The 26,968-nt window shown below is 71.9% G+C and carries 22 protein-coding genes; 10 read left to right on the top strand and 12 right to left on the bottom strand.

The features are described from left to right. Positions 1-29: 29 nt before the first annotated feature. Positions 30-1,007 (bottom strand): YafY family protein, encoded by a 978-nt coding sequence (locus tag DEU31_RS11865; RefSeq protein WP_133677271.1) that lies wholly within the window; start codon positions 1,005-1,007, stop codon positions 30-32. 135 nt (positions 1,008-1,142) lie between these two features. Between DEU31_RS11865 and DEU31_RS11860 the strand changes: the two genes are divergently transcribed. The 3 genes from DEU31_RS11860 (at position 1,143) to DEU31_RS11850 (ending at position 3,816) form a co-directional block, all read left to right on the top strand. Next, a complete protein-coding gene (locus DEU31_RS11860) occupies positions 1,143-1,718 on the top strand; it encodes a DUF664 domain-containing protein (protein ID WP_133677270.1) in 576 nt (191 codons plus the stop codon). 206 nt (positions 1,719-1,924) lie between these two features. Then, the gene (locus DEU31_RS11855) at positions 1,925-3,190 is read left to right on the top strand and encodes a Bcr/CflA family efflux MFS transporter (protein ID WP_133677269.1); all 1,266 of its coding nucleotides are present in this window, start codon (positions 1,925-1,927) and stop codon (positions 3,188-3,190) included. 116 nt (positions 3,191-3,306) lie between these two features. After that, a complete protein-coding gene (locus DEU31_RS11850; RefSeq protein WP_166649491.1) occupies positions 3,307-3,816 on the top strand; it encodes an SRPBCC domain-containing protein in 510 nt (169 codons plus the stop codon). 117 nt (positions 3,817-3,933) lie between these two features. Here DEU31_RS11850 and DEU31_RS11845 read toward each other — a convergent pair whose 3' ends face one another. Beyond that, positions 3,934-4,521, bottom strand: coding sequence for a MarR family transcriptional regulator (locus DEU31_RS11845; protein ID WP_133677267.1), 588 nt, complete (start codon positions 4,519-4,521; stop codon positions 3,934-3,936). A 74-nt stretch (positions 4,522-4,595) separates the two neighbouring features. On the opposite strand from DEU31_RS11845, the gene DEU31_RS11840 reads away from it, so the two are divergent. Further along, positions 4,596-6,743 (top strand): MMPL family transporter, encoded by a 2,148-nt coding sequence (locus DEU31_RS11840; RefSeq protein ID WP_133677266.1) that lies wholly within the window; start codon positions 4,596-4,598, stop codon positions 6,741-6,743. A gap of 67 nt (positions 6,744-6,810) precedes the next feature. Beyond that, positions 6,811-8,166 (top strand): magnesium transporter, encoded by a 1,356-nt coding sequence (mgtE, locus tag DEU31_RS11835; protein WP_133677265.1) that lies wholly within the window; start codon positions 6,811-6,813, stop codon positions 8,164-8,166. A gap of 289 nt (positions 8,167-8,455) precedes the next feature. Here the strand turns inward: mgtE and DEU31_RS11830 are convergent, their stop codons facing one another. Both DEU31_RS11830 and DEU31_RS11825 read right to left on the bottom strand, forming a co-directional pair. After that, entirely contained in the window at positions 8,456-9,745 is a 1,290-nt protein-coding gene (locus DEU31_RS11830; RefSeq protein WP_133677264.1) for an MFS transporter, read from the bottom strand. Positions 9,746-9,793: 48 nt separating this feature from the next. Beyond that, the gene (locus DEU31_RS11825) at positions 9,794-10,327 is read right to left on the bottom strand and encodes a MarR family transcriptional regulator (RefSeq protein ID WP_243733822.1); all 534 of its coding nucleotides are present in this window, start codon (positions 10,325-10,327) and stop codon (positions 9,794-9,796) included. Between the two features lie 326 nt (positions 10,328-10,653). Here DEU31_RS11825 and DEU31_RS11820 point away from each other — a divergent pair, with 326 nt between their 5' ends. Continuing rightward, entirely contained in the window at positions 10,654-12,183 is a 1,530-nt protein-coding gene (locus tag DEU31_RS11820) for an HNH endonuclease signature motif containing protein (protein ID WP_133677263.1), read from the top strand. A 94-nt stretch (positions 12,184-12,277) separates the two neighbouring features. Here the strand turns inward: DEU31_RS11820 and DEU31_RS11815 are convergent, their stop codons facing one another. Then, entirely contained in the window at positions 12,278-13,360 is a 1,083-nt protein-coding gene (locus tag DEU31_RS11815) for a Gfo/Idh/MocA family oxidoreductase (protein WP_133677262.1), read from the bottom strand. 288 nt (positions 13,361-13,648) lie between these two features. Between DEU31_RS11815 and DEU31_RS11810 the strand changes: the two genes are divergently transcribed. Beyond that, positions 13,649-15,220, top strand: a complete 1,572-nt coding sequence (locus DEU31_RS11810; RefSeq protein WP_133677261.1) for a TrkA C-terminal domain-containing protein — start codon at positions 13,649-13,651, stop codon at positions 15,218-15,220. A gap of 15 nt (positions 15,221-15,235) precedes the next feature. Continuing rightward, entirely contained in the window at positions 15,236-15,910 is a 675-nt protein-coding gene (locus tag DEU31_RS11805; RefSeq protein WP_133677260.1) for a maleylpyruvate isomerase N-terminal domain-containing protein, read from the top strand. Positions 15,911-15,922: 12 nt separating this feature from the next. Here DEU31_RS11805 and DEU31_RS11800 read toward each other — a convergent pair whose 3' ends face one another. The 6 genes from DEU31_RS11800 to DEU31_RS11775 are packed head-to-tail and all read right to left on the bottom strand — an operon-like array spanning position 15,923 to position 22,146. Beyond that, positions 15,923-17,011, bottom strand: a complete 1,089-nt coding sequence (locus DEU31_RS11800; RefSeq protein WP_133677259.1) for a Gfo/Idh/MocA family oxidoreductase — start codon at positions 17,009-17,011, stop codon at positions 15,923-15,925. Continuing rightward, positions 17,008-17,769 (bottom strand): ThuA domain-containing protein, encoded by a 762-nt coding sequence (locus DEU31_RS11795; RefSeq protein ID WP_133677258.1) that lies wholly within the window; start codon positions 17,767-17,769, stop codon positions 17,008-17,010. Before DEU31_RS11795 ends, DEU31_RS11800 begins: the two co-directional genes overlap by 4 nt. Continuing rightward, positions 17,766-18,989 (bottom strand): Gfo/Idh/MocA family oxidoreductase, encoded by a 1,224-nt coding sequence (locus tag DEU31_RS11790; RefSeq protein ID WP_133677257.1) that lies wholly within the window; start codon positions 18,987-18,989, stop codon positions 17,766-17,768. Before DEU31_RS11790 ends, DEU31_RS11795 begins: the two co-directional genes overlap by 4 nt. Before the next feature lie 40 nt (positions 18,990-19,029). Further along, entirely contained in the window at positions 19,030-19,842 is an 813-nt protein-coding gene (locus DEU31_RS11785) for a carbohydrate ABC transporter permease (RefSeq protein ID WP_126988752.1), read from the bottom strand. 1 nt (position 19,843) lies between these two features. Further along, the gene (locus DEU31_RS11780; RefSeq protein WP_208109984.1) at positions 19,844-20,818 is read right to left on the bottom strand and encodes a sugar ABC transporter permease; all 975 of its coding nucleotides are present in this window, start codon (positions 20,816-20,818) and stop codon (positions 19,844-19,846) included. A 2-nt stretch (positions 20,819-20,820) separates the two neighbouring features. Next, positions 20,821-22,146, bottom strand: a complete 1,326-nt coding sequence (locus tag DEU31_RS11775; RefSeq protein ID WP_133677256.1) for an extracellular solute-binding protein — start codon at positions 22,144-22,146, stop codon at positions 20,821-20,823. A 347-nt stretch (positions 22,147-22,493) separates the two neighbouring features. Between DEU31_RS11775 and DEU31_RS11770 the strand changes: the two genes are divergently transcribed. Together DEU31_RS11770 and DEU31_RS11765 are read left to right on the top strand one after the other, a co-directional pair. Further along, on the top strand, positions 22,494-24,857 hold the full coding sequence (locus tag DEU31_RS11770) for a glycoside hydrolase family 3 N-terminal domain-containing protein (protein ID WP_133677255.1): 2,364 nt from the start codon (positions 22,494-22,496) through the stop codon (positions 24,855-24,857). Further along, positions 24,854-26,107, top strand: coding sequence for an endo-1,4-beta-xylanase (locus tag DEU31_RS11765; RefSeq protein WP_133677254.1), 1,254 nt, complete (start codon positions 24,854-24,856; stop codon positions 26,105-26,107). Before DEU31_RS11770 ends, DEU31_RS11765 begins: the two co-directional genes overlap by 4 nt. Here DEU31_RS11765 and DEU31_RS11760 read toward each other — a convergent pair. Then, positions 26,091-26,786 (bottom strand): DUF624 domain-containing protein, encoded by a 696-nt coding sequence (locus DEU31_RS11760; RefSeq protein ID WP_133677253.1) that lies wholly within the window; start codon positions 26,784-26,786, stop codon positions 26,091-26,093. The genes DEU31_RS11765 and DEU31_RS11760 overlap by 17 nt on opposite strands. Positions 26,787-26,968 lie beyond the last annotated feature (182 nt).

Genomic DNA, 26,968 nt, shown 5'->3' with positions numbered 1-26,968 from the left:
GGGTCGGGCCCTCACCGCAGCTCGGCCCGTCACGGCTCCTCGTCGGCCCCCGCGCCAGCGCCCGGCCCGGCCGACGCCGCCCAGCGGCCGAGCCGTTCGATCTCCTCCAGCAGCGCGGGTGGATCGATAACCTCGACCGGCGCACCGATCCGGGCCAGGTGCAGCGCCACCCAGGTCAGGTCATCGGCGCCGGCGCGGAGCACGCAGGCGTCCTCCCCGTCGGCCTCGAGCGTGCCGGAGCGTGCCGGGACGTGGGGTGCGATCTGGTCGTACGGGGCCAGGATCCGCACGGTGCAGGCGGTGGGGTAGGAGCTGACGGTGATCGACTCCCGCACCGCGGCCTCGATGTCCGGGACGGGGCGGTCGGTGATCGGCAGGGTCGAGGCGCTCACCTCGTGCATGCGGTCCAGGCGGAAGGTGCGCCAGTCCTCCCGCTCCAGGTCCCAGGCGAAGAGGTACCAGCGCCCCTCCATCGACAGCACCCGGCGCGGCTCGAGGCGCCGCTCGAACCGCTCCCCGTCGGCCCGCTCGTAGTCCACCCGCACCCGCACCCCGTCCCGCACCGCGGTGACCAGGGACAGCAGCACCTCCGAGCGGGCGCCGGGAGCGTGACGGGAGATCACGCCCATCGCCTCGGAGACCGCACCGACCTCCGCTCGCACGGACGCGGGCAGGATCCGGTCCAGTGCCGCGAGCGCCCGCAGCGCCTCCTCGTCCAGCCCGTCGATACCGGACGAGGCGGCGAGCCGCAGGCCGACGGCGACCGCGACCGCCTCCGGGGAGCTCAGCAGCAGCGGAGGCAGGGCCCGGCCCGCACCGAGCTGATACCCGCCGCCGTGCCCGGCCGAGGTCAGCACCGGATAGCCCATCTGCCGCAGCCGATCCACGTCCCGGCGGACGGTCCGCGTGGTCACGCCCATCTCGTCGGCCAGCTCGGGCCCGGTCCACACCGAGCGGGACTGCAGCAGCGCCAGCAGACGCAGCGCCCTCGTGGTCACGTCGCTCATCGCGCCTCCTCGTTCCGCGTCGACCGGTGTCCGGTCCTGGTGGTGCACAGTCTGCCCCGCTTCGCGGACAGGATCTGTCCGCATCGGTGCGGAGGGTGGGGCCTGTCAGCATCCGCACCCACCGAGGAGCACCCCATGCCTTTCCTGACCGCCGCGACCACCGACGAGCCAGACAGCCTCGCCACCTTCGCCCAGCAGCAGATCGAGCAGGTCGCCACCGCCCTGCACGGACTCGACCAGGAGCAGCTCGCCCTGGTCCCGAGCGCCTCCGGGGTGAGCCTCGGCGCGCTCGCCCGCCACGTCCTGCTGATCGCGGGCGGCGCGGCGCTGTCCATCGCCGCCGCCCCCGGACCGGGCTCCGACCCCGAGCGCACCCCGGAGCAGCTGCAGGCCGAGGGCGGGCTCGCCCCCGAAGCCCTGCGCCCCGAGGACACCCCGGAGTCCCTCATCGCGCAGCTGCACCAGGCGGGAGAGGAGCTCGCCGCCGCGATCCGCGCCGCCGACCTCGACATGCTCGCGCCCGTCCCCGACGCGCCCTGGTTCGAGGGCCGCACCCGCTGGAGCTTGCGCTGGTACGCCCTGCACCAGATCGAGGAGAACGCCCGGCACGCCGGCCACGCCGACATCCTGCGCGAGAGCATCGACGGGAAGGGCGCCTACGAGCTCAACGCGCTCGCCGCCGGCCAGGAGTGGCCGCCGGCAGGGTGGTGAGCGCAAGGCGCCTGCGCCCCGCCCCCGACCATCCCTGCACACGGGGGCGGCGCTGCTGCGCGACCTGTGGGCGCACCGGGTATGAGCGGCTGGGCGGCGGCGCGCGGCGAGCACAGACGCGCCGCCACCGAAGCGCCCTGCCGCCCGGACGGCCAGGGCGTGGACGTCCCTGGGCAGGGAAAACGCCTGCCCATAGGCTCGACAGGGTGAGCATCCCCGACGCCGAGCAGGCCCCGCCGACCCTGACCCGACGCCGCACCGCGGGGGCCCGCATCACGCTCACCCTCGCCGCGCTCGGCATGCTCGGCCCGTTCACGATCAACACCGTCTTCCCCGCGTTCGCGCAGATCGGCGAGGAGTTCGGCGCCTCCGACGTGGTCCTCCAGCAGCTGATCAGCGTCTACCTCGCGTCCTTCGCGGTGATGAGCGTGTTTCACGGCCCGCTCTCGGACGCCCTCGGCCGCAAGAAGGTCATGCTCACCGGGCTCGCGATCTACATCGTGGCGATGTTCGGGGCGGTGCTCGCCACCGGGCTCGGGGCGCTCATCGCTCTGCGGATCCTGCAGGGCGTCAGCGCCGGCGCGGCCACGATCGTCTCCCGCGTCGTGGTGCGGGACCTGTTCGCCGGCGCCGAGGCGCAGCGGCTGATGGCCCGGATCATGATGATCTTCGCGCTCGCCCCCGTGATCGCGCCCGTCCTCGGCGGCTGGCTGCTGCTGCTCGGCGACTGGCGCTGGGTGTTCGCCGGCGTCGGCCTCTACGGCGTGCTGGTCCTCGTGCTCACCGCCCTGATGCCCGAGTCGCTGCCGAAGGAGGCCCGGATCCCGCTCCGGATCGGCGCCGTGATCGGGTCCCTGTGGGAGGTGGGCCGCTCCCCGGTGATGCTGCGGATCGCGCTGGCCACCGCCTTCGGCTTCGCCGCCCACTTCGTGTTCGTCGCCGCCGCGCCGATCATCGTGGTGCGCCTGCTGGGCCTGGGCGAGCAGGACTTCTGGGTGCTCTTCGCCCCGCTGATCATCGAGATGATGGCCGGCTCCCTGGTCGTCGGTCGCGCGGCCGACGTGATGGACCGCAGCCGGCTGATCACGATCGGCTACATCGGCACCCTCGCCACCAGCGTGCTGAACCTCGTGCTCGTGCTGCTGGCGCCCGACCCGGCCGGCGGCCTGGACCTCACGCTGCTGCCCGTCCTCGTCGGCCCTGCGCTGATGTCCTTCACCGCCTCCCTCTTCTTCGCCCCGATGCAGCTGGAGATCCTCGAGCTGTTCCCGCACCAGCGCGGCGCCGCCGCCTCGATGGGCACCTTCTTCACCCTCGTGATGAACGCGCTGCTCTCCGGCGTGATCGCCCCGCTGATCACCGGCAGTCTCACGGTGGTGGCGCTCGCCGCGCTCGGCTGCGTGATCATCGGGGCGCTGCTGTGGGCCTGGCACCTGGCCGACCGTTCCCGTCGGCTGGCCGCCGCCGCATGAGCCGCCCGGCCGACGGGCGGACCGCTCGCCGCGGTGGGATCGACCCCGCCCCGTCCCCGGGCTACGGTGGTGCCGCCACCGCGCCGGCCCGGCCGCGACCGACCTCGGGAGAGCACATGAGCATCACCGGACGACTCGACGGCGGCGACCTGGTGCTGCGTCGCACGGTCCCCGCCTCGCGGATGCGGGTCTGGCAGCACCTCACCGACTCGGACCGCCTCGCCATCTGGTACGGGACCTACGCCGGCGACCCCGCGAGCGGCGTCGTCGAGGTGACCATGACCGCCGAGCCCGGCGAGCCGTCCACCTCGTCCTTCGCGATCCACGCCTGCGACCCGGAGCGCCTGCTCACCGTCAGCTCCGCACTCGGGGACCAGGTCTGGAAGCTCTCGCTCGAGCTCGAGGGCGGCTCCGACGGGGCCGGCGGCGCCGCGGGCGACCTCACCCACCTCGCGCTGCGCCACCACGACGTGCCCGCCGACATGGTCGAGCACATCGGCCCCGGCTGGGAGTGGTACCTCGACCGGCTCGTCGGCGCCGTCACCGGCTCCCGCGTGCCGGGCATGGACGTGTGGGACGCGGAGTACATGAGCCGCGCCCCCGAATACGCCGCGCTCGCCGGCTGAGGCGCGCCGCGCTCGCAGGAGCGGGCGGAGGCTCCGGTCGAGCGCGAGCAGCGCCCGGCCGCGAGCGCGGTCACCACGATCGCTGGGCGTCGGCGGCCTCGATCGTCGGGACGTCGATCAGAAGAAGCGCCCCAGGGCGTCGCGGAGGTCGTCGGCGGTGTGCTGGAGGAATCTGGTCACGACCTCGCGCTCGTCGGCGGTCAGGCTCGCCGCCGCGTGGAATCGCTGCGCCTGAGCCCTGCCCATCGACGCCATGGCCGCGGCCTTCGTCTGCTCGGAGAGTCGAATGGTGCGAGACCTGCGGTCGGTCGGGTGTGCCAGACGTTCGATGTGGCCACCACGCTCGAGACGGTCGAGCAGCTTCGTCACCGACGCATTCGATATTCCCAGGTGCGCGGAGAGGGCGCTCGCCGTGGGCGCCCCGCCCTTGTTCGCGGAGACGATCAGGAACTGGACCGCCTTCATGTCGGTCGTCCCGAGCCGCATGTACTCGCGGCCGGCGAGAGACAGTGCCTCCTCGGCTCGGCGCAGATCAGCCATGGCGCCCATCAGGCGACCGATCTGGACGATGTCCTCACGGCTCACGTGGTCGCGGGAGACGAGCTCGGACAGCGGATCGGTCGCGTCGAGGTCGTACAGCCAGCGATGCGCCCCGTCGCCCTCGGCGACGCCGCTCGCCCCCTCGCCGTCCTCCCGATCGTCCATCCGTAAACCGTACACCAGGGCATATGTATGCTGAGCGAATAACGTCGTCGGCTAACTAGTTTCAGGAGCCCCCTGTGCCACGCTCTCTCGCCCGCTGGCTGCGGGTTCTCGTACCGGCCGTGCTGATCGTCGCCTGGCTTGCCGCTGCCGCCGTGGGCGGGCCCTACTTCGGCCGGGTCGAGGAGGTCTCCTCGAACGATCAGACGACCTTCCTGCCGGAATCGGCTGATGCCACGGTCGTCCAGAGCAGACTCGACGAGTTCCAGGACAGCGACTCCCTGCCCGCGATCCTCGTCTTCACCTCGGACGAGAAGCTGTCGGAGAGCGCGCTCGGCGAGCTGCAGGAGAGCCTCGACCGGGCCGCCGGCGTCGACGGGGTGCTGGAGGGCGGCTCGCCGGCCATACCCTCCGAGGACGGGCTCGCCGTCCAGGCGATCCTGCCGCTGGACCCGGATGCCGAGACCGGCGAGGTGCTCACGGAGGTCGAGGACGCGGCCACGGACGGCATGCCGGAGGGGGTTCGCCTCCACATCACCGGCCCTGCGGGATTCTCCGCCGAGCTGAGCGAGGCGTTCGCCGGGATCGACGGCGTGCTGCTACTGGTCGCACTCGCAGCGGTGCTCGTCATCCTGGTGCTCGTCTACCGCTCAGTGATCCTCCCCATCGCGGTCCTGCTGACCAGCGTTCTCGCGCTCTCCGCCGCGCTGCTCGCCATCTGGTGGCTCGCGAAGGCCGGGGTCCTCCTTCTCAGCGGACAGACGCAGGGGATCCTGTTCATCCTCGTCATCGGCGCGGCGACCGACTACTCCCTTCTCTACGTCGCGCGATATCGCGAGGCTCTGCGGGAGAACCGGAGCAAGCGCATCGCCACCGGCGTCGCGCTCCGCGGCACCATCGAGCCGGTGCTGGCGTCCGGCGGCACCGTGATCGCGGGCCTGCTGTGCCTGCTGCTGAGCGACCTGCGGTCGAACAGCACCCTCGGGCCGGTCGCGGCGATCGGCATCGCGTTCGCGATGCTGGCTGCTCTGACGTTCCTCCCGGCAGTCCTCTACGCGCTGGGGCGGGTCGCGTTCTGGCCGCGGCGTCCGCACTACGATCCCGAGCTGTCCGCCTCCGGCGCCCAGGCCACCGCACGAGGGGTGTGGGCCGCCGTGGCACGCTTCGTGCGCCGCCACCCCCGACCGATCTGGATCATCACGACCCTGCTGCTGGTCGTCGGTGCATCCGGTCTGACGCAGCTGCGCGCCGACGGCGTCCCGCAGTCGGACCTGGTCCTCGGTGAGTCCCAGGCGCGAGATGGTCAGGTCGCGCTCGGCGAGCACTTCCCCGGAGGATCCGGTTCGCCGGTGTACGTCCTCGCGCCCGAAGAGGACATGGAGGAGGTGGCGGGGGTGCTCGCCGGGAGCGAGGCGATCGATGGAGTGACGATCACGGTCGACGGCTCCTCGTCCACCACCGCGACCCTGAGCGCTGACGGCGGCATCGAGTCGCTCGTCCCCGGCGAATCCCCGGCGGTGAGGGTCTCCCAGGGTGACGTGCTGATCCAGGCCACCCTGGTGGAAGCGGCGGACTCCGAGCAGGCCGCGAAGGACGTGCGCGCGCTCCGCGGGCCGCTGCACGAGATCTCCGAGCAGGTGTACGTGGGAGGGGTCACGGCCACCGCGGTCGACACGAACGACGCGGCCGTCCACGACCGCGATCTCATCATCCCGCTGGTCCTCGGAGTGATCTTCGTGATCCTCGTGCTCCTGCTGCGCTCCCTGCTCGCTCCGTTCCTCCTGATCCTCACGACCGTGCTCTCCTTCGGGACGGCGCTGGGCGTCTCGGCGATCGTGTTCAACCAGATCCTCGACTTCCCGGGCGCGGACGCGGCCGTGCCGCTGTACGGCTTCGTCTTCCTGGTGGCGCTGGGCATCGACTACAACATCTTCCTGATGACACGGGTCAGGGAGGAGGCCAAGGCGCACGGCACACGGGATGGCATCACGCGAGGTCTCGCCATCACCGGCGGCGTGATCACGTCCGCCGGGGTCGTGCTGGCCGCCACGTTCTCAGCGCTCGCCGTCATCCCGATCCTGTTCCTCGCGCAGCTCGCCTTCATCGTCGCGTTCGGAGTGCTGCTCGACACCTTCGTCGTGCGCTCCCTCCTGGTCCCGGCGCTGGCCGACGACATCGGCAAGAGGATCTGGTGGCCGTCTCGCCTCGCGCGTGCGGACGACTAGGCGCATCGCACACCGCGCTCGAAGGGGAGCGGGGCCGGCCCTCGACCACGTCGGACACAATGGCTCCGTGACCTCCACCGCCGCTCTCGACACCGTGCTCGACCTGTTGCGCGCCGATCCGCAGAGCGAGGCCGAGCTCGAGCACCTCGCCCGAGAGGCGCAGCTCCTGCCCACCGGGGAGCTCGTCTACCTCGTCGGCGCCCGCCCCGCGACCGAGGCCGCGCTGCTCTTCCGGGTGCTGGACAAGGCCCGCGCGCTCGCCGTTTTCGAGGGCCTCAGCCCCGGCCACCAGGCCGAGCTGATCTCCGCCCTGCGCACCCCGCAGGTCGCCGAGATCATCGGCGACCTCGACCCCGACGACCGCGCCTCGCTGTTCGACGAGCTGCCCGCCTCCGTCGCCGAGCGCCTCATGCACGGCCTGGACGCCGACGAGCGGGCGATGACCACCGCGGTGCTCGGCTACCCGCGCCATGCGATCGGGCGCTACATGTCCCCGGAGGTGCTCGCGCTGCGCCCCGAGCAGACCGTCGCCGAGGCGCTCGCCGAGGTGCGCGAGCGCGGCGAGGACGCGGAGACCGTGTACCTCCTGCCCGTCGTGGACTCCTCCCGCGTGCTGCTGGGGGTGGTGGGCCTGCGCCGTCTGCTGCTGACCGATCCGGAGGAGCGCGTGGGTGACCTCGCCCACGAGGCCGTCCGCGCCCTGGCGACCGACGACCGGGAGGAGGCCGCCCGGCGGTTCTTCGCCGCGAAGCTGCTGGCCATGCCGATCGTCGACGCGGAGGAGCGGCTCGTCGGTGTTCTCACCGTCGATGACGCGGTGGAGATCATCGAGCGGGAGAACGCGGAGGACTCCGCCCGCACCAGCGGCTCCGAGCCGCTGACCCGCTCCTATCTCGCCACCCCGATCCTGCGCGTGGTCCGCTCCCGCATCGTGTGGCTGCTGGTGCTGGCGGTCTCCGCGATCCTCACCGTGCAGGTGCTGGAGATCTTCGAGGACCGCCTCGAGCAGGTGGTCGTGCTCGCGCTGTTCATCCCGCTGCTGACCGGCACCGGCGGGAACACCGGCAACCAGGCCGCGACCACCGTCACCCGTGCCCTCGCCGTCGGCGAGGTGCGGGTGCGGGACCTGCCCCGCGTGGTGTGGAAGGAGCTGCGCGTCGGCGCCGTGCTGGGCGCGGTGCTCGGCTCCCTCGGGTTCGTGGTCTCCGGGCTCGTCTACGGCCTGTCGATCGGGGCCGTGATGGGGCTGACGCTGCTGTCCATCTGCATCATGGCCGCGATCGTCGGCGGGCTGATGCCGCTGGTCGCCAAGCGGATCGGCGCTGACCCGGCAGTGTTCTCCAACCCGTTCATCTCGACCTTCTGCGACGCGACGGGGCTGATCATCTACTTCACGATCGCGACGGTGGTGCTGGGGCTGTAGGGGCGGGGGACTCCTCAGGCCCGCTCCAGCCGGGCCCTGTCATCCGAATGCCAGCGCACATCGGCGTTGTCGGTGAAGGAGAGGCTTGTGACCTGGTACTTGCATCGCACCCCGCCCAACGTTTTGCATAACAGAACGCATGTTTCGGAACACGCAACAGCTTAGCAAGGCGGGCGTCCGACGGGAATCTCCACCACCGACGGCCCGACGAGCGGGGCCCCGGGACGCCTCCTCGCATCCCGGGGCCCCGCCCGTCGGCCGACCCGCGCACCGGCCGGCCTGCCGGCTCTCACACCTCGTCGCCGACGGTGATCGCCTCGGCCTCCTCGGCGGCGCTCAGGTGGTGCTCCTGGCCGATCGCGGCGAGGTGCCGTCGGCCGATCATCAGCATGGCCATGCTGAGCGCGAGGGTGAGCGCCGCGAGCAGGTAGGGGGCGCCGGCGGTGGTCGCCGCCGCGAGGGGGCCGGCCACGGCCGGGGCGATCGCGCCGCCCAGGAAGCGCACGCCGGAGTACGCCGAGCTCGCCACGCCGCGCGGCAGGTCGGTGGCCTCCATGACCGTCTCGGTCAACGCCGTGTTCATGATGCCCAGCAGCAGTCCGCCGATCACGATCAGCGCGATCATCGCGGTCATCGAGGTGTGGACCAGGGCGAGCGCCACCATCAGCACGGTGAGCAGGCCGAGCGTGGTCAGCAGCGTCGGGATCAGGCCCAGGCGGCGCGTCAGCACGGGCGCGGCGAACACCGAGGTGATCGCGAGCGCGAGGCCCCAGCCGAAGAACACCCCGCCGATGCCCATCGCACCGAATTCCATGCCGTGCGCGGCCGCGGCGGCCTCGAGCGGGAAGGGGGAGTATGCCAGTAGCGTGAAGAAGCCGAAGTTGTAGAAGATCGCGGTCAGCGCCAGGGTGCGCAGCGCCGGGTTCCCCAGCGCCCGCAGGGCCGCGAGCGGCGAGACGTGCGCGGGCTTCGCCTCGCGCTGCAGCAGCACCGCGATCGCGAGCGCGCCGATGCCCATCAGCACCGCGGTGCCGGCGAAGGGGGCGCGCCAGGAGACCGAGCCGAGCAGGCCGCCGAGCAGCGGACCGAGAGCCATGCCGATCCCGAGCGCCGTCTCGTAGAGGATGATCGCGCCGCCGCTCGGGCCCGCGGTGGCGCCGACGATCGCGGCGAGCGCGGTCGAGATGAACAGCGCGTTGCCGAGCCCCCAGCCCGCCCGCAGTCCGATGATCTCGTTGACCGACCCGGAGCCAGCGGCGAGCGCCGCGAAGAGCACCACGAGCACGAGGCCGATCATCAGTGTGCGCTTCACGCCGACGGCGGAGGCGAACCAGCTGGTGAAGAACATGGCGATCGCGGTGATGAAGAGATAGCTGGTGAACAGCAGCATCGCCTGCGAGGGGGAGGCGTCCAGCTGCGTGCTGATCGCGGGGAGGATCGGGTCCACCAGGCCGATACCCATGAAGGACACGGTCGCGGCGAAGGCGATCGCCCACACCGCGCGCGGCTGGTGGAAGGCGTCGCGCAGCGTGGGCGCCGACGGGGCCGCCTGCGCGGCGGCCGGGGTGGTCGTGGTCATGCGGGACTTCTTTCCGGGGAGGGGAAGGGGCGGGCGGGGTGCGGCGGCTCAGCCGTCGTGCGACTCGAGGATCCGGGCCAGCAGCTCGGAGGCGCGGGCGAGGGTCGCCAGATCCTCCTCGGGCAGGGGCTCGAGGAGGGCGCCGACGCCGGTGGCGAGCTGTCCGCGCCAGGCGGCCAGCTGCGTGGAGCCGGCCTCGGTGGTGCTGACCAGGGAGGAGCGGGAGTCGGTGGGGTCGGCCTCGCGGCGCACCAGGCCCTCCTCCTCCAGGCGCTTGATGACGGTGGTCGCGGTGGGGCGGGAGACCCTCTCGCGCTCGGCGATCTCGCTCAGCCGCAGCGGCCCGAGCCGCTCGATCGTCGCCACCACCCGCCAGGACACCGAGCCGACGCCCACCTCGGAGCGGCGCGCGGCGAGCCGGGCGAACTGGCTGCACACGAGCGCGAGGTGCTGGGGGAGCTCGGCGAGGACGGGGTCGACGGCCAACGGGGTCGCGGCGTCCAGTGCGGCATCGCCCTCCGGCCCCGACGTGGTGCCGGCAGGGGTCTGCGGGGAGGGGGTGGAAGGCGGTGTTCTGGTCACGACGACCGATAGTAGTTTGCATTGCTAACTATGGCAAGGGGGTGCTCGCCGCCTCGCCGCCCCTTGTTGTCCCGAGCACCCTCTTTGCCGTCCCGCACCTCGTCCCGTGCCCGCCCCCGCGACCGCTCCTCGTGGAGCGCGAAGCCGTCGGCCGTGCGTCTCGGCCTTCTTGCCGTCCGCCTTCTTCTCCTCCGCGCGAACTCGCGCCTGCGCGACCGTTCCTCCACAGCGGGCATCGATCCACATCGGCGCAGGTGGGGATGAACTCCAGGCCTTTCTCGACTGGACTGGAGGACCGCACTCCCGTCACTCGGTCGGAGGACGTCATGACCCTCATCGCCCCACCACCGCCCAGCCCCGACGTCGACCCGCCCTCGCCCGGCTCCGCTCCGCCCCCGCGGCTCGACCGCGAGCACGCCGAGCGGCTCGGCCGACGGATCCAGAACCAGGCCGCGGTGATCGCCCAGGCCACGTGCGAGTTCCTGCTGATGCTCGCGGAGTTCGACACGCGCGAGGGAGTGCGGTTCTACGAGGGGCTGAAGTCGACCGCGCACTGGCTCGGCTGGGCCTGCTCGATGGCCGCCGGCACCGCGCGGGAGCACCTCCGCGTCGCCCGCGCGCTGCCCGCGCTGCCGCTCACCGTCGCCGAGTTCCGTGCAGGGAGGCTCTCCTACTCCAAGGTCCGCGAGATCACCCGCGTCGCGGATCGCGTCGAGGAGGAGGTCCTGGTCGAGATGGCCCGCGCGATGACCGCCTCCCAGCTCGCGCGCACGGTCTCCTCGTTCCGGGCGGTCGACGGCTCCCGGCTCGACCAGGACTCGCGGCGCGAGGCGCGCTGGCATGTGCGGGAGGACGGCATGGTCGAGATCCGCGCGGTCCTGCCCGCGGAGACCGGCGCCGAGCTCCTCACCGCCCTCGAACTGGCGCTGGACCGCGACGGCACGGCCCCGCCCTCGAGCACTGAGACGGCCGCATGCTCCGCGATCGCCGAGCGCTGCGCCGAGATCACGACCGAGGCGACCCTCGACCAGCGTCGCGCCGACGCCCTCCACGACCTTGCCCGCACCTATCTCGCCGCCGAGCCAGATGACCGCTCCGGCGAGGACCGCCATCTCGTGGTCGTGCAGGTCAACGCCGAGTCACTCTCCGAAAGCGTTCCCGCGGGAACGCTTCCGCGCTGCGGAGTCGCAGGCGGCGGACCCCTCGAGCCCCGTACCGCCGAACGCCTCGCCTGCACCGGGAAGGTCTCGCTCGCCCTCGCCGACGTCCACGGCGAGATCCTCCACCTCGGCCGCGCCCGGCGCCTCGCCTCCCGGGCCCAGCGCCGCGCCCTGCGACTCCGCGACGGCACCTGCGTCTTCCCCGGCTGCCACCAGAGCAAGCACCTCGACGCCCACCACCTCACGCCCTGGTCGGAGGGCGGGCCGACGGATCTCGACGAGCTCGCGCTGCTGTGCCGGCGCCACCACGTGATGGTCCACGAGGGCGGGCTGCGGCTCGTGCGGTCGCGCTCGGGTTCGTCCGGCGCCGTCCCCGCGGGCCTCGGCCCCCGGTTCCTCGTGCTCGACGCCGACGGGCATCCGGTCCAGGCGCGCTGGCCCGCGATGCTCGAGCGGCTGATCCTCCGCCCCGATCCCGCGGAGGGCGATGTGGACCCGGAGGGTCCGGCGAGCGAAAGAATTCCGCAGAGCGGAGAGCTGCCGGGAAGCGAGGAGGCTCCGGGGAGCGGCAAGGACTCCGGGACGCCGAGCGGCCGCGACCCGGAACGGATCGCGGCCACCACGGGTGGGACGGGGTTCCGCCTCGCCGACTGCGTGCAGGCCCTGTGCGAGAACGTGCTCTCCCGCGTCGCCTGACCTCAGCCGACGAGCACCGACGCGCACATGCGCATCAGGCCCCTCTCGTGGTGGCCTCGGCCCGGCGGCCGACGAGTCCGCCGGCCGATGAGGCTCAGCGACCGGTGAGCTCCCGTGCCTGCTCCTGCGCCGTCAGCGCGAGCTCGACGGCCTTGAAGGCGTGCTCCTGGGTCATCGCGTTCTCGGTGCGGTGCAGCACGTCGAGCACCAGCTCGCCGAAGAAGGGGTAGCCCACCTTCCCGTCGGCCTCGAGGCGGTGCTCGCCCTCGGAATCCACCAGGATCACCTGGTTCGGGCCGTTGTCGGTGGCGACGTCGACGTACTTGCGCAGCTCGAGGTAGCCCTCGGTGCCCACCACGAAGGTGCGGCCGTCGCCCCAGGTGCGCAGGCCCGACGGGGTGAACCAGTCCACGCGGACGAAGCCCGTCGCCCCGGAGGAGAGCGCGACGTGCGCGTCGCCGAAGTCGTCGAGCTCGGGATGGTCGGGGTTGCCGAAGTTGCCGATCGAGGAGGAGAGGATCTCCGCGTCGTCCGAGCCGGTGAAGGTGAGCATCTGCTCGAAGTTGTGCGAGCCGATGTCGGTGAGGATGCCGCCGTAGCGGGCGCGCTCGAAGAACCAGTCGGGGCGGGAGGAGGGATCGCCCATGCGGTGCGGGCCCATGCCGGTGATCTGCAGGACCTTGCCGATCGCACCCTTCTGGATGAGCTGGGTGGCGAGCACCGCGGCCTCCACGTGGATGCGCTCGGAGTAGTAGACCATGTACTTCTTCCCGGTCCGCGCGACGGCCGCCTTCGCCTCGGCGAGCTGTTCGAGGGAGATCAGCGGGGTCTTGTCCGTGAAGTAGTCCTTGCCGGCCTCCATCACGCGGATGCCGAGCGGGGCCCGGTCCACGGGAACCGCCGCGGCGGCGACGAGGTGCACCTCCGGGTCGGAGAGCACCTCCTCCTCGCTCGAGGCGATGGTGACCTCGGGGAACTGCTCCTTGAACGCGGCGGCGCGCTCGGGCTGAGGGTCGTACACCCACTTCAGCGTGCCGCCCGCGCCGAGCAGACCCTGGGTCATCCCGCCGATGTGGCCGTGGTCGAGATGCATCGCGGCGAACACGAACTCCCCGGGCTCGACCACCGGCTTCGGCATCGCGGCGGGGGCGTAGTTGGCACCTTCGGAGACGGCCATCGACAGTCCTTTCGGTCGAGAGTGCGGGCTGGGGCCCGGTCATAGTCGCCACCAGTGTCGTGCACCACGAGGTGCGATGGCGCGGAGTGCCGGGGGTTGCCAGTCGCGCGGGGCGGCGCCGCCGCGCGGGCCGCGACCTCCGTCGGCCCTCCCTTCCGGCGTGACCTCGGACAACCCCGGCTCGTCGGGCACGGCCGACGGGCCTATCGTGGACCTGAACCCCCACACTGCGGTGCCCGTGCACGAGCGCGCCCGTCCCGCTCGAGGGCGGGCCCGGGAAGGACCCCCGTGATCGACGCCCTCGCGAACAGCCCCCTGCTCACGCTGTTCCTGGTCGTCGCGACCGGGGCCGTGCTCGGAGCGATCCCCTTCGGCCGGATGCGCTTCGGCGCCGCGGGCGCCCTGTTCACGGGCCTGGCGCTGTCCGCGATCGCCCCGCAGCTCGGCGACGGCATGCAGATCGTGCAGACCCTCGGGCTCGCCCTGTTCGTCTACACCGTCGGCATCTCCGCCGGCGCCACCTTCTTCGCCACGCTGAACAAGCAGCTGCCGCTGCTGGGCGCCGCGACCGTCGCCACCGTCATCGCCGCGCTCGCGACGATCCTGCTGGGCCACGCCCTCGGGATCGAGCGGGACCTGGGCCTGGGCCTGTTCACCGGCGCGCTCACCGCCGCGCCCGCGCTCGACGCTGCCTCGCGCCTGACCGGCACGGCGGGCCCGTCCGTCGGCTACTCCTTCGGCTATCCGATCGGCGTGATCGTCGGGATCGTGCTGGTCTCCATGGTCGTGAACCGTGCCTGGCCCGGACGGGGCGACACCCCCGCGCTCGCCGGGACCAGCCTCGCCTCCACCACCGTGCTCGTCCACCGCGCCGTGAACCTGCGCGACGTGCCGCAGTGGCACCAGCAGCGGGTGCGCTTCTCCTATCTGCGCCGGGACGGGAAGGTGCGCGTGATCGTGCCCGGCGAGGACCTGCTGGCCGGGGACGAGGTGGTCGCCGTCGGACTGCCGGGCGCGGTCGAGGAGGTCGTCGCCGAGCTCGGCGAGCGCTCGACCCGGCACGTCGCCCACGACCGCTCCCTGGTCGAGTTCACGCGACTGACCGTCTCGAACCCGGACCTCGCCTCCCGCTCCATCGCCGAGCTGAACCTGCCCGTCCGCTTCGGCGCCGTGGTCACCCGGGTGCGGCGCGGGGACCTCGAGCTGCTCGCCCGCGACGACCTCATCCTCGAGCCCGGGGACCGCATCGCCGTGGTCGTGGACCGGGCGGAGCTCGACGCCGTGCACCGCTTCCTCGGCGACTCCGACCGCCAGGTGAGCGAGCTGGACGTGCTCTCCCTCGGCCTCGGGCTGATGCTCGGCGTGGGCCTGGGCATGGTCACCGTGCCAATGCCGGGCGGGAGCGCCTTCTCCCTCGGCCCGGCCGCGGGGCCGCTGATCGTCGGTATGGCCCTCGGGGCGCTGCGCCGCACCGGCCCGATCGTCTGGTCCCTGCCGGGCGGTGCGAACACCACCGTGCGCCAGCTGGGGCTGCTGCTGTTCCTCGCCGCGCTCGGCCTCACCGCCGGGCCCGAGGTCGCCGCCGTCCTCGCCTCGCCGATGGCCTGGCGCGCCGCGCTGCTGTCCGTGGTCGTCTCCGCGCTCTCCTGCGTGGTGCTGCTGCTGGCCGCCCGCTGGGTGCTGGACCTCTCCGCCGCGCGCTCCGCCGGCGCCGTCGCCGGCTTCCTCGGCCAGCCCGCGGTGCTGGACGCCGCGAACTCCCGGAAGGCCGACGAGCGGATCGAGGCCGCCTACGCCACCCTGTTCGCCTTCGCCATGGTGGTGAAGATCCTGCTGGTCCCGGTCATCTGGAACGTGTAGGGCTAGCGTTTCTCCATGGAGCTGTTCACGACGAGCTGGGCCGCGCTGCGCCGCGCCGTCCACGAGCTGCCCGACGACGCCTTCGCCCTGCCCTCCGGATGCCGCGGCTGGCTGGTGCGCGACCTCGTCGGCCACCTCGTGATCGACGCCCAGGACGTGCTGATCACGTTGGCGACCCCGGCGGAGACCGCCCCGACCGCGGACGCGCTGAGCTGCTGGACGCCGATGCCCACCCCGCCCGACGGCACCGATCCGCACGACGCCCTCACCGTGCGCCTCGCCGCCGCGTACGAGGACCCGGGACTGCTGCGCGACCACCTGGAGGATCTCGGCGGGGCCGCCGAGCGGGCCGCGCTGCTCGCGGAGCCGGACCTCCCGGTCGCCACCCAGGCCATGAGCCTGACCGTGCGGGATTTCCTTCACGCCTACGTGCTCGAGTGGACGCTGCACCATCTGGACCTGCTCGCCCACCTCGGCCCCGAGGACGCCCCCGCCCCTCCGCCCGTCGAGGGTCTCGCCGAGGCGCGGGACATGGTCGAGCGCCGGCTGCGCCTGCGGCTCCCTGCGGGATGGTCCGACGCCGAGGCGCTGCGCCGCGCGACCGGGCGGGAGAGTCTCACCGGGGCGCAGCGGGCCGAGCTCGAGGAGCTCGGCCCGCGCGGGGGGATGCTGCCGCTGTCCTTCGGGTGAGCGGCCCCGCTGTCAGCCGGCGACCACCGCGCCGTCGGCCGCGGTCAGCGGCACCGCCGCCGGACGCTCCACGGTGCTGGTGATCTCGACGCGCGTGCCCGACGCGGCGGCCTCGAGCACCCCGTTCATCACCTCGAGCACGTGCTGGCCGAGCTCCCCGGAGGCCCGCAGGTCCGCGCCGCGCACGGCCATGTCCTGCAGCCCGATCCCGCGCCCGGCCTGCTCGAACCCGCCGGTCACGGGAAGGGTCTCCCAGCCCTCGCCGCCGAGCGGGTGCAGGCGCACGTCCCCGTCGAAGCGGTTCGGATCCGGGACGGCGAGGGTGCCGGCGGTGCCGTGGATCTCGATCGGGTGCGCGGTGGTCGCGACCGCGTCGAAGCTCATCACCAGCGTGGACAGCACCCCCGACTCGTGCACCAGCACGCCGGTGACGTGCGTGTCCGTGGTGACGGGGATGGTCTCGCCCTCGCGGGGCCCGGAGCCGATCGTGCGCTCGGTGCGCAGCCGGCTCGCCGCACCGATCACGGCCTCGACCGGTCCGAGCAGGGTGACCAGGGTGTGGATGTAGTACGGGCCCATGTCCAGCAGCGGGCCGCCGCCGGGGACGTAGTAGAAGTCCGGCTGCGGATGCCAGCGCTCGTGGCCCGGCGTGACCATCGTGGCGGTCGCCGCGATCGGGATGCCGATCACGCCGTCGTCGATCACGGCGCGCGCGGTCTGCGTGCCGGTGCCGAGCACGGTGTCCGGGGCGGAGCCGGTGAGGACCCCCGCCGCCGCGGCGGCCTCCAGCACGCGGGCACCCTCCTCGGTGGTGACCGCGAAGGGCTTCTCCGAGTAGACGTTCTTGCCCGCGGCGATCGCGCGCAGGTCCACCTCGGCGTGCGCGGCGGGGATGGTGAGGTTCAGGACGGTGTCCACCTCGGCGTCGGCGATCAGCTCGTCCACGCTCAGCACGCGCACCCCCTCGCGCCCCTCGGCCGCGGCCTCCGCGCGGACGCGGTCGAGGTCCGCGACGGCGACGAGCTGCACGTCGGGCAGACGGTCGAAGCTCTCCAGGTACTGGCGCGAGATGACCCCGCAGCCGATCATGCCGATCTTCATCGGGTCGCCTCCTTCACTCGGGTCCTGCTGTGGTCGCCGTAGGGCATGTCGCTGCCGCGCGCGGCCCAGAGCAGGCCTCGCTCGACGAGCGTGCGGACGTTCGGGTCCTCGAGCACCTCGACGCGGTGCCCGGGGGTGGTCACGAAGATCCGCCCCTTGCCCCACAGTCGCGTCCACAGCGCCGGGGAGGTGATCTCCCGGTGCCACGGGTCCCAGTCGCGGACCTTCTGGGTGGTGGTGGCGAGGACGTCGCAGTAGTCGTCGGCCAGCACCCAGTACTGCTCGGTGACCAGGTCGAAGTCGCTGATCCCGGCGGTGATCGGGTGGTCCGCCGCCTCCGGGAGCATGTTCACGGTGTAGGGGACGTAGTTGTCGGCCTGCTCGCCCTTGCGCTCGTCGGGGTGCTTGCCGGGATGGCAGCCGAACTGGCCGCCGATGAGGGTGAGGTAGTCGGACTCGCTGCGGTAGCTGTCGGCGATCCCGCCGTGCCAGCCGGCCATGCCGGTGCCGGCCTCGATCGCCGCGCGCAGCCCCTCGAACTGGGGCCGCTCGATGGTGCTCATGGTGTTGCACTGGACGATCAGGTCGACCGTGGCCATGTACTCGGCATCGGCGTAGATCGCCGGCGACTCCTCGATGCGGACGCTGAAGCCGTTCTCCTCGAGGAAGGGGAGGAACAGGTCGGTCGCCTCGACGGGCTGGTGGCCGTCCCAGCCGCCGCGGACGACGAGGGCGACTCGGGTGGGGGCGGTGCTCATGCGGTGGTCTCCTCGGTGGTGGGGTGCTGGGTGCCGACGGCGGTCCAGCGCGAGCCGTCGGCGTCGCTGGCCTCGACGGCGGCGAGGACGCGCTGGACGTGCAGCGCCTCGGCGAAGGACGGCGAGGGGTCGGTGCCCTCGCCGATGGCGCGGACCAGGTCGGCGATCTCGTGGGTGAAGGTGTGCTCGTAGCCGAGGCCGTGGCCGGTGGGCCACCAGGCCGCGGCGTAGGGGTGCTCCGGCTCGGTGGTGAGCACGCGGGTGAAGCCCTGACGGCCCGCCGGGGCGGTGGCGTCGTAGATCTCCAGCTCGTTCATCCGCTCGAAGTCGAAGGCGATCGAGCCCTTCGCACCGTTGATCTCCACGCGCATCGCGTTCTTGCGGCCCTGCGCCATGCGGGTCGCCTCGAAGGCGCCGAGCACGCCGCCGGCGAAGCGGGCGGAGAACAGGGCGACGTCGTCGACCGTGACCTGGCCGCGCTCGCCGGAGGCATCGCCCTTCCCGCCGAGGCCCTGCGCGGTCCCGGCCGCGGGGCGGGTGGGGACGACGGTGGCGAGGGTGCCGGAGACCTGCTCGATCTGGGTGCCGGTGATCCACTGGGTCAGGTCGATGACGTGCGCGCCGATGTCCCCGAGCGCCCCGGAGCCGGCCTTGTCCTTGTCGAGCCGCCAGGTCATCGGGGCGTCGGCGTCCGAGAGCCAGTCCTGCAGGTACTGGGCACGCACCTGCCGGATCTCGCCGACGAAGCCCTCCTCGACCAGCTGTCGGGCGTAGCCGAGCGCCGGGGTGCGGCGGTAGGAGAAGCCGCAGATCGAGCGGATGCCGCGGGTCGCGGCGTCGGCCGCGGCGCGGGCCATCTCCTCGGACTCTGCGACCGAGTTCGCCAGCGGCTTCTCGCACAGCACGTGCTTGCCCGCGGCGAGCGCGGCGAGCGCGATCTCGTGGTGGGTGTCGCCCGGGGTGCAGATGTCGATGACATGGATCTCGGGGACCTCGATCAGGTCCAGCCAGCGCGTGGTGTGGCGGGCGAAGCCGTACTGCTCGGCGGCATCGGCGACCGCGGACTCGGTGCGGCCCGCGATGGTGTGCAGCACCGGGGAGGCCGGCAGGTCGAAGAAGCGGTGCGCGGTGCGCCAGGCGTGGGAGTGGGCGGCGCCCATGAAGCCGTAGCCGATCAGGCCGACGTTCAGGGGGGTCGAGCGGGCAGGCGTCGAGGTCACGAGGGGACGTCTCCTTGCAGTTCGCGGGCGGGGTCGGGGGTCACTTGCCGGAGCCGGCGGTCATGCCGCTGACCAGGTAGCGGCGGCCGAAGGCGTACAGGATCACGATCGGGATCGAGGACAGCACCACGGCGGCCATCACGACCGGGACGTTGGTGGCGTACTCGCCCTGGAAGCTCCACAGTGCCAGCGGCAGGGTGCGCTTGTCCGGGCTCTGGGTGAGGATCAGCGGGAACAGGAAGCCGTTCCAGGACATCAGCGCCTGGTACACCGCGACCGTCACGAGCGCGGGGCGCACGATCGGGAAGGCGAGGCGCCACATCTTCTGCCACTCGGTGGAGCCGTCGACGTCCATCGCCTCGAAGAGCTCCCTCGGCACATCGCGCAGGGAGTTGGAGATGATCAGGATGCTCAGCGGCAGGCCGAAGGCGATCGCCGGGATCATCAGCGCGGCCAGGGAGTCGTACATCCGCATCGAGATGATCATCAGGTAGATCGGCACGATGGTGGCCTGCACGGGGATCGCCAGTCCCAGCAGGAACAGGCTCCGCATCGGGCTGAACACCCGGCGGGTCCCGCGCACGAGGGAGTAGCTGGCCATGAAGGCCATCAGGACCAGGGGGATCACGGTGCCCACGGCGACCAGCACGCTGTTGAGCAGGTACTGGGTGAAGTCTGCCTCGAGGACCGCGGTGACGTTCTCGAACGCCAGCGGCAGCGAGGGCAGCACCGGGTTGGAGCCGAAGTAGGTCGAGATCGACTTGAGGCTGGTGATCAGCACGAAGTAGATCGGGAGCAGCACGACGGCGAGCCACAGCCAGCCGAAGGCCCCACCTATCCAGTTGCGCTTCATGTCAGGCTCCTTCCATCTGGCTGGCGGCGGAGTCCTTGCCGCCGAGACGCTGCACGCCGAGGGCGAGACCCAGCCCGAGCACCACGAGCATCACGGCGAGAGCGCTCGCGACGCCCATCTCGTTGCCGCGGAAGCCGGTGAGGTACATGTCCAAGGGCAGGATCCGGGTGGCGGCGCCCGGGCCGCCCTGGGTGAGCACGAAGATGATGTCGAAGTAGGTCAGGGCACCCACCACCATCAGGGTCGAGCTGGTGATCAGGGTGTACTTCAGCTGGGGCAGAGTGATCGAGAAGAACTGTCGCACGCGGCCCGCCCCGTCGATCTCCGCCGCCTCGTACATCGAGCGGGGGATCTGCCGCACCGCGCCCTGGTAGATAAGGGTGTGGAAGGGGATGAACTGCCACGCGATGATGAACAGCAGCACCACCCAGACCAGCACGGAGTCGCCCAGCCAGTTCTGCTTGAGCAGCGGCATGTCCAGGCCGTTCGCCAGGCCGAAGTTGGGGTCCAGCAGCGACTTGAAGGTGATCGCGATCGCCGCGGAGGAGAGCAGCAGCGGCAGGAAGTACAGGATCGCGAGCACGTTGCGGTACCGCTGCGGGCCCGCCAGGAAGGCTCCGAGCAGGATGCTCATCGGGGTCTGCAGTAGCCACGTCGCGACGATCATGAGCAGGACCAGCCCGAGGCCGTTCCAGGTGCTGGACCTCCCGAGCGCCTCGATCCAGCTGGTCAGCCCGGTGAACTCGATGGCGCCGATCCCGTTCCAGGTGGTGAAGGAGAGCGCCACGACCCCCACCAGCGGCAGCAGGGCGAACACCGCGAAGAACAGCAGCGCCGGCAGGACGAAGAGGAGGTGGGAGATCTTCACCCGGTCCTCGCGAGGACGACGGACCGACGGGGTCGAGCGCGCCGACTCCGCGCGCTCGACCCCCGCCCCGGTGGCGGGGAGGGCGGACTCCCTGGACAGGGCCGTCATGCTCAGGCCCCCTTGCCGGTGCTCATGTTCTCGGCGAACTGTTCGGCGGTGATCGCGCCGAGGAATAGCTGCTCGGTGTTCACCAGCAGGGTCTCGGCGTCAGTGGGCTGCAGCGCCTGGTCCCAGGACTGCGTGAAGGCGGGGGCCTCCTGGATCGAGGAGTAGACCCACTGGAGGTACTCGGCGTCCTCGCTCGCGGCGAGGGCCTCGTCCTGCCCGACGATCACGGGGACCGAGCCGGCGGCGATCAGGTCGGAGGCGACCTGGTCGGACATCGCTCCGTCCTGGAGGAACGCCTTGGCGACCTCGATCTCCTCGTCGGCTGCGGCCGAGGAGAGCGAGAGGTAGTTGCAGGGGTTGCCGACCAGGTTCTTCAGCTCGCCGGCACCGCCCTCGATCGTGGGGAACGGGCCGAAGCCCAGATTGCCGCTCGGCACGAACTCCCCGCCGCTGGCCTTCATGCTGCCGAAGGTCCAGCCGCCGTGGAGCATGAGGGCGGCCTGGTCGGTCCAGAGCAGGGCCTGGTCCGTGTTGGAGTCGGCGGCCATGGACTCGAAGCCATCGGCGAAGGCCTTGATCTCGAGCAGCTCGTGGACCTTCTCGCCCATCGCGAGGACGGCGTCGTCGAGCCACGCCTCCTTGTCGCCGGCGGCGATCTTCGCGAAGACCTCGGGGCCGCCGACGCGGTCCAGGAGGTACTCGAGCCACATCATCGAGGTCCACCTCGACTGCCCGGCGAGCGAGATCGGCGCGATGCCGGCGGACTTCGCCTTCTCGACCACGCCCAGGAGGTCCTCCCAGGTCTCCGGCGCCTCGGCGCCGATGTCGCCGAGCACCTTCTTGTTGTGGAACAGGATGATGGGCTGAGTGGCGCCCTGGGGGAGGGCGTAGATCTTGTCGTCCACCGTCGCGGCGTCCCAGACGGACTCGACGAATCGGTTCTTGTAGTCCGCGTTCTCCTCGAGCCACGAGGTGACGTCCAGGACCTGCGATTCCTCGGCGTAGGTGCGCAGACCGCCGCCTCCCCATCCGTAGATGATCGTCGGCGCCTCGCCGGCACCGATCGCGGTGCGGATCTTCTGCTTGTAGGCGTCGTTCTGGAAGAACGTGACCTCGACCTGACCTGCATCACCCTCGTTGAAGGCTTCCACGGCATCGCCGTAGATCGTCTCGTTGGGCTCTCCGGACAGGGCCCAGTAGGAGGCGCTGTCGCCGCCTCCGCCGCCGGCACCGCCGGGTCCGGAGGTGCCGCAGGCGCCGAGGGTGAGGGCGGAGAGCCCGGCGGTGGCGCCGAGCAGGGAACGGCGGGAAAGCTTCTCGATGGTCATGACCTACTCTTGGTGTCGACGATGACGGGATGCGACGGCCTGGCGGGAGCGGACTGCTCCGGCGTGAGAGTCTTAACGTACGAACGGAAAGTCTTGCGGTCAAGCGCTGCGAATTTTCGAGACGGATGCCGGATCTGCTGCGGTCGCGCCGCTCGTGGGCGACCCGGGCGGCTCAGTCTGTCGCGCCGCTCGTCCGCACTGAGAAGTGCGGAGGGATTGACCGTCGGATCGCGTCTGCTCTAGCCTGTGCGCAGCCGAAAGTGGTCAGAAAGGTTTCTGACCGTACCCGCGTTCGGCGGGCGGACTGGGTGCTTCGCACCCTCCAGGACAGTGCGAAGGAGCACCCCATGACCGTTGCCCCGTGGAGAGTCCCTGCGCTGAGCGTCGAGGAGCGCGCGGAGGCGCTGCTCGCCGATCTCGCGCCCGAGGAGAAGATCGCCCAGCTCGGGAGCTACTGGAAGCGTCCCGAGATCGGCGACGCCGAGGGATTCGCCCCCATGCAGTCGACCTTCGACGAGGATCGCGACCCCTTCGAGGAGGCCGTGAAGAGCGGGCTCGGGCACATCACCCGCGCCTTCGGCAGTGCCCCGCTCACCTCCGAGGAGGGCGTGGCGACCCTGCGCCGCCTGCAGAGCGCCGTGGTCGCCGGTTCCCCCCACGGCATCCCCGCGATCGCGCACGAGGAGTGCCTGACCGGCCTCATGGCGCACCAGGCCACCACCTACCCGGCGGCCATCGCCTGGGGCGCGTCCTTCGCGCCCGAGGTGGTCGAGGAGATGGCCGCCCGCATCGGGCAGGACATGCGCGCGCTCGGCACCCACCACGGGCTCGCCCCGGTGCTCGACATCGTGCGCGACTACCGCTGGGGCCGCATCGAGGAGACCATGGGTGAGGACCCCTACCTCACCGGCACCCTGGCCACCGCCTACGTGAAGGGCCTGCAGAGTTCCGGCGTCATCGCGACCCTCAAGCACTTCGCCGGCCACGCCGCCTCCCGCGCCGGCCGCAACCACGCCCCCGTATCGATCGGCATTCGCGAGCTCCACGAGGTCGACCTGGTGCCCTTCGAGATGGCCGTGCGCCTGGGCGGCGCCCGGTCGGTGATGAACTCCTACGCCGACATCGACGGCATCGCCCCCGCCGCCAGCCGCTGGCTGCTCACCGAGCTGCTGCGCGAGACCTGGGGATTCGAGGGAACCGTGGTCTCGGACTACTGGGCCGTGAACTTCCTGCAGTCCATGCACCGGGTCGTGGAGAGCACGCGCGAGGCCGCCGTGACCACCCTGCGCGCCGGGATGGACGTGGAGCTTCCGGAGACGAACACCTTCCCCGAGCTGCTCGAGGCCATTGAGGCCGGGGAGCTCGAGGTCGAGGTGCTCGACGCCGCCGTCCGCCGCGTGCTGCGGCAGAAGATCGAGCTGGGACTGCTGGATCCCGACTTCGACCCCGCCACCACCGGCGAGGCGATCGACCTCGACCCCCCGCAGAACCGCGAGCTCGCACGCCGCGTCGCCGAGGAGTCGATCGTGCTGCTGCGCAACGACCGCGGGACGCTCCCGCTCGCCGCGCCCGGCCGCATCGCGCTGCTGGGCCCGGCCGCGGTCGAGCCCCGCAGCTTCCTGGGCTGCTACAGCTTCACCAACCACGTCCTCTCGCGTCTGGAGGACAACGGCACCTCGGTGGCCGTGCCCACTCTCGGCGAGGCCCTGCGCGTCGAGTACCCGGAGGCGACCGTCACCGAGGCTAGCGGCGTGCCCTTCCTCGAGCCCGACACATCGGGCATCGCCGAGGCCGTCGCCGCCGCCGAGGCCGCGGACGTCGCCGTGCTCGCGGTCGGGGACATCGCGGGCCTCTTCGGCGCCGGCACCTCCGGAGAGGGCTGCGACGTGGCGGACCTCCGCCTGCCCGGCGCCCAACACGAGCTGGTCGAGGCCGTGCTCGCCACCGGCACCCCGGTGGTGCTGGTGCTGGTCACCGGTCGTCCCTATGCGCTCGGGAACTACGTGGAGCGCTGCGCTGCGATCATCCAGGCCTTCATGCCGGGGGAGGAGGGCGGAAGCGCCCTGGCCGGGGTGCTCTCCGGCCGGGTCAACCCCTCCGGACGCCTCCCGATCGGCATCCCCGGCGGCATGGGAGGCCAGCCCGGCACCTATCTCGCCCCGGTCCTCGCCTGGGTCAGCGACGGCATCTCCAACATCGATCCCAAGCCCCTGTTCCCCTTCGGCTTCGGCCTCGGCTACACCCGCTTCGAGTACTCCGACCTGCAGGTCTCCTCCCCGGAGATCGCCGCCGACGGCACCGTGGAGATCTCCGCGACCATCACCAACGTCGGCGACCGCGACGGCAAGGAGGTCGCCCAGCTCTACCTCAGCGACCCCGTGGCCTCCGTGGTGCGGCCGCTCAAGCGGCTCGTCGGCTTCACCAAGATCGCCCTCGCGGCGGGGGAGGCCGCGCGGGTCACCTTCCGCCTGCACGCCGATCGCACCTCCTTCCTGGGCCCCGACCATCGACGGATCGTCGAGCCCGGTGAGTTCCGCGTGCGCGTGGGCTCCTCGAGCGAGGACATCACGCTCGAGGCCGGCTTCCGCGTGACCGGCCCGGTCCGCACCGTCGGCGACGGCGAGCGGGTGCTGGACACCCCGGTCGAGGTCACCCCTGTCCCCGTCGCTGCGGCGGCGGGCGAGGAGGCCCCCACGGCAGGTGTCCGATGAGCATCGGTCCGGCTCCCGCCGAGCGGGTCGAGACCCTCGAGGTCCAGCTGGTCGACGAGGCGGGCTCCCCGCGCGCCGGTGTCCACGTCTCCGCCGAGCAGACCGCGCACGCCTTCGGCTTCGGCTGCATCGCCTTCGGGATGCCGATCACGCAGGAACAGCGCGAACAGGACCCCGCCGGCGCCCAGCTCGCCGACCAGTGGCTGGAGCTGTTCAACGCCGCGACGCTCCCGTTCTACTGGCGCTGGTTCGAGCCGACGCCCGGCGGGCCGACGGACGCCCCGCGACTGCGCGCCCTCGCCGAGCACCTGCGCTCCCGCGGAGTGCGGCTGAAGGGGCACCCGTTGCTCTGGCACACCCTCGCCCCGACCTGGCTGATGGAAGGCGACGACGAGGCCGTCGAAGACGTGATCCGCGCCCGCATCGCCCGCGAGGCCGGCGACTTCGCCGGGCTCGTGGACCAGTGGGACGCGATCAACGAGACGGTCATCCTCCCGGTCTTCGAGGCGGAGGAGAACGCGGTGACGCGGCTCGCCCGGGCTCGAGGGCGGAGGCACGTCATCCGTCTGGCCTTCGAGGCCGCCCGCGCCGCGAACCCCGCGGCGCGTCTGGTGCTGAACGATTTCGACCTCACCCCCGACTACGAGGCCGTCATCGAGGAGTGCCTGGAGGCGGGTGTGCCGATCGACGCGATCGGTCTGCAGACCCACATGCACAAGGGGTATCGCGGTGAGGAGCAGATCGCCGAGGTCCTCGAGCGCTTCTCGCGCTTCGGCCTTCCGCTTCAGATGACGGAGACGACGCTGCTCTCCGGGGACCTGATGCCCGCGCACGTCGTGGACCTCAACGACCACCAGGTCGAGTCCTGGCCCTCCACGGCCGAGGGCGAGGAGCGACAGGCCGAGGAGCTCCTCAGCCACTACCGCACGGTGCTCGCGAACCCTGCCGTCGAGTCGCTGACCTACTGGGGCCTGGACGACGCCTCGGCGTGGCTGGGCGCCCCGGCCGGACTGGTGCGGGCCGACGGCACCGCCAAGCCCGGCTACGACGCGCTGAAGCAGCTGATCACCGAGGACTGGTGGCTGGGCCGCGAGGAGCACCGCAGCGATGCCGAGGGCCTCGTGCGGCTCCAGGGCTTCGCCGGCGACTACCGCCTGGAGATCGAGGGCGCCGTGCGCGAGGTGACGCTTCCGCGCGGCGGGGCGACCCTCCGCTTGGCGACCGACGGATCCGTCACGAGCCTGTCCTGACCTCGGGCGCCCCGGTCGTGAACTGCACGGTGAGCAGCTGGGCGACCGGGCGCTCCGAGGACCACAGGGCGAAGACCAGCAGGGAAGCGGTGGCCAGCAGCAGGAAATCGCCGACCGCCAGGACGATGCCGAGGGTCAGCACGCCGAGCGACAGCAGTGCCAGGGTCGACAGCGGCCGGACCAGCAGGGTGAACACGGACAGCCGGAGCACGTCCCGCACCCGGAAGCTGAACCGCGAGACGATCGCGAGCCCCCGGAGCAGCACCAGCAGCGCCGCCGCGCCCACCACCAGGAAGGCGGTCTCGCCGACACCGAGCCCGGGGGAGGAGCTCCGGGTCAGGTTGAACGCCGCGAGCGCCACCACGAGCAGCGCCGGGGTGCCGACCCTCAGGGAGTCGAGAGCGTTGAGCCGGTAGCCGCGCAGGAACTGCCGGGCGGGGCTCAGGTCGCGGTCCTCCCGCCAGGACCGACAGGCGTACAGGCCGGCGGAGAGCGCCGGCAGGAGCGGCAGCGCGGCGATCACGAACAGCAGCGACCCCAGGGGGCCCGGGGACATGACGGTCCACAGCAGGACTGTCGGCGCAGCGGCCACCAGGAGCATCACGTCGAGCACGAGGAACCAGTACACGCCCTCGGTGAGGTCGGTGAACAGCCCGCGGGAGCGGTGGGATGAGGTCATGGCTCCTCCAGGTCGTGCATGGGCGCACCGGGGGCTGCGGCGACGACTCGCACCCCACGGTGATCGAAACTTTCGGTCAGCAGACTTCCCGCGGACGTCCGGCCGTTATCAACTCGTAGTCTAGCGGCCAGGCCGCTGGGGCGGCACTCTGTCGGCCATAGCGCCAGTTGGGGGGCGAGTTC

Origin of the sequence: Brachybacterium sp. AG952 (assembly GCF_004362645.1) — a bacterium.
GTDB lineage: Bacteria > Actinomycetota > Actinomycetes > Actinomycetales > Dermabacteraceae > Brachybacterium > Brachybacterium conglomeratum.
Note: the sequence above shows the minus strand (reverse complement) of the source record. Positions and strands in the feature narration are given on the sequence as shown.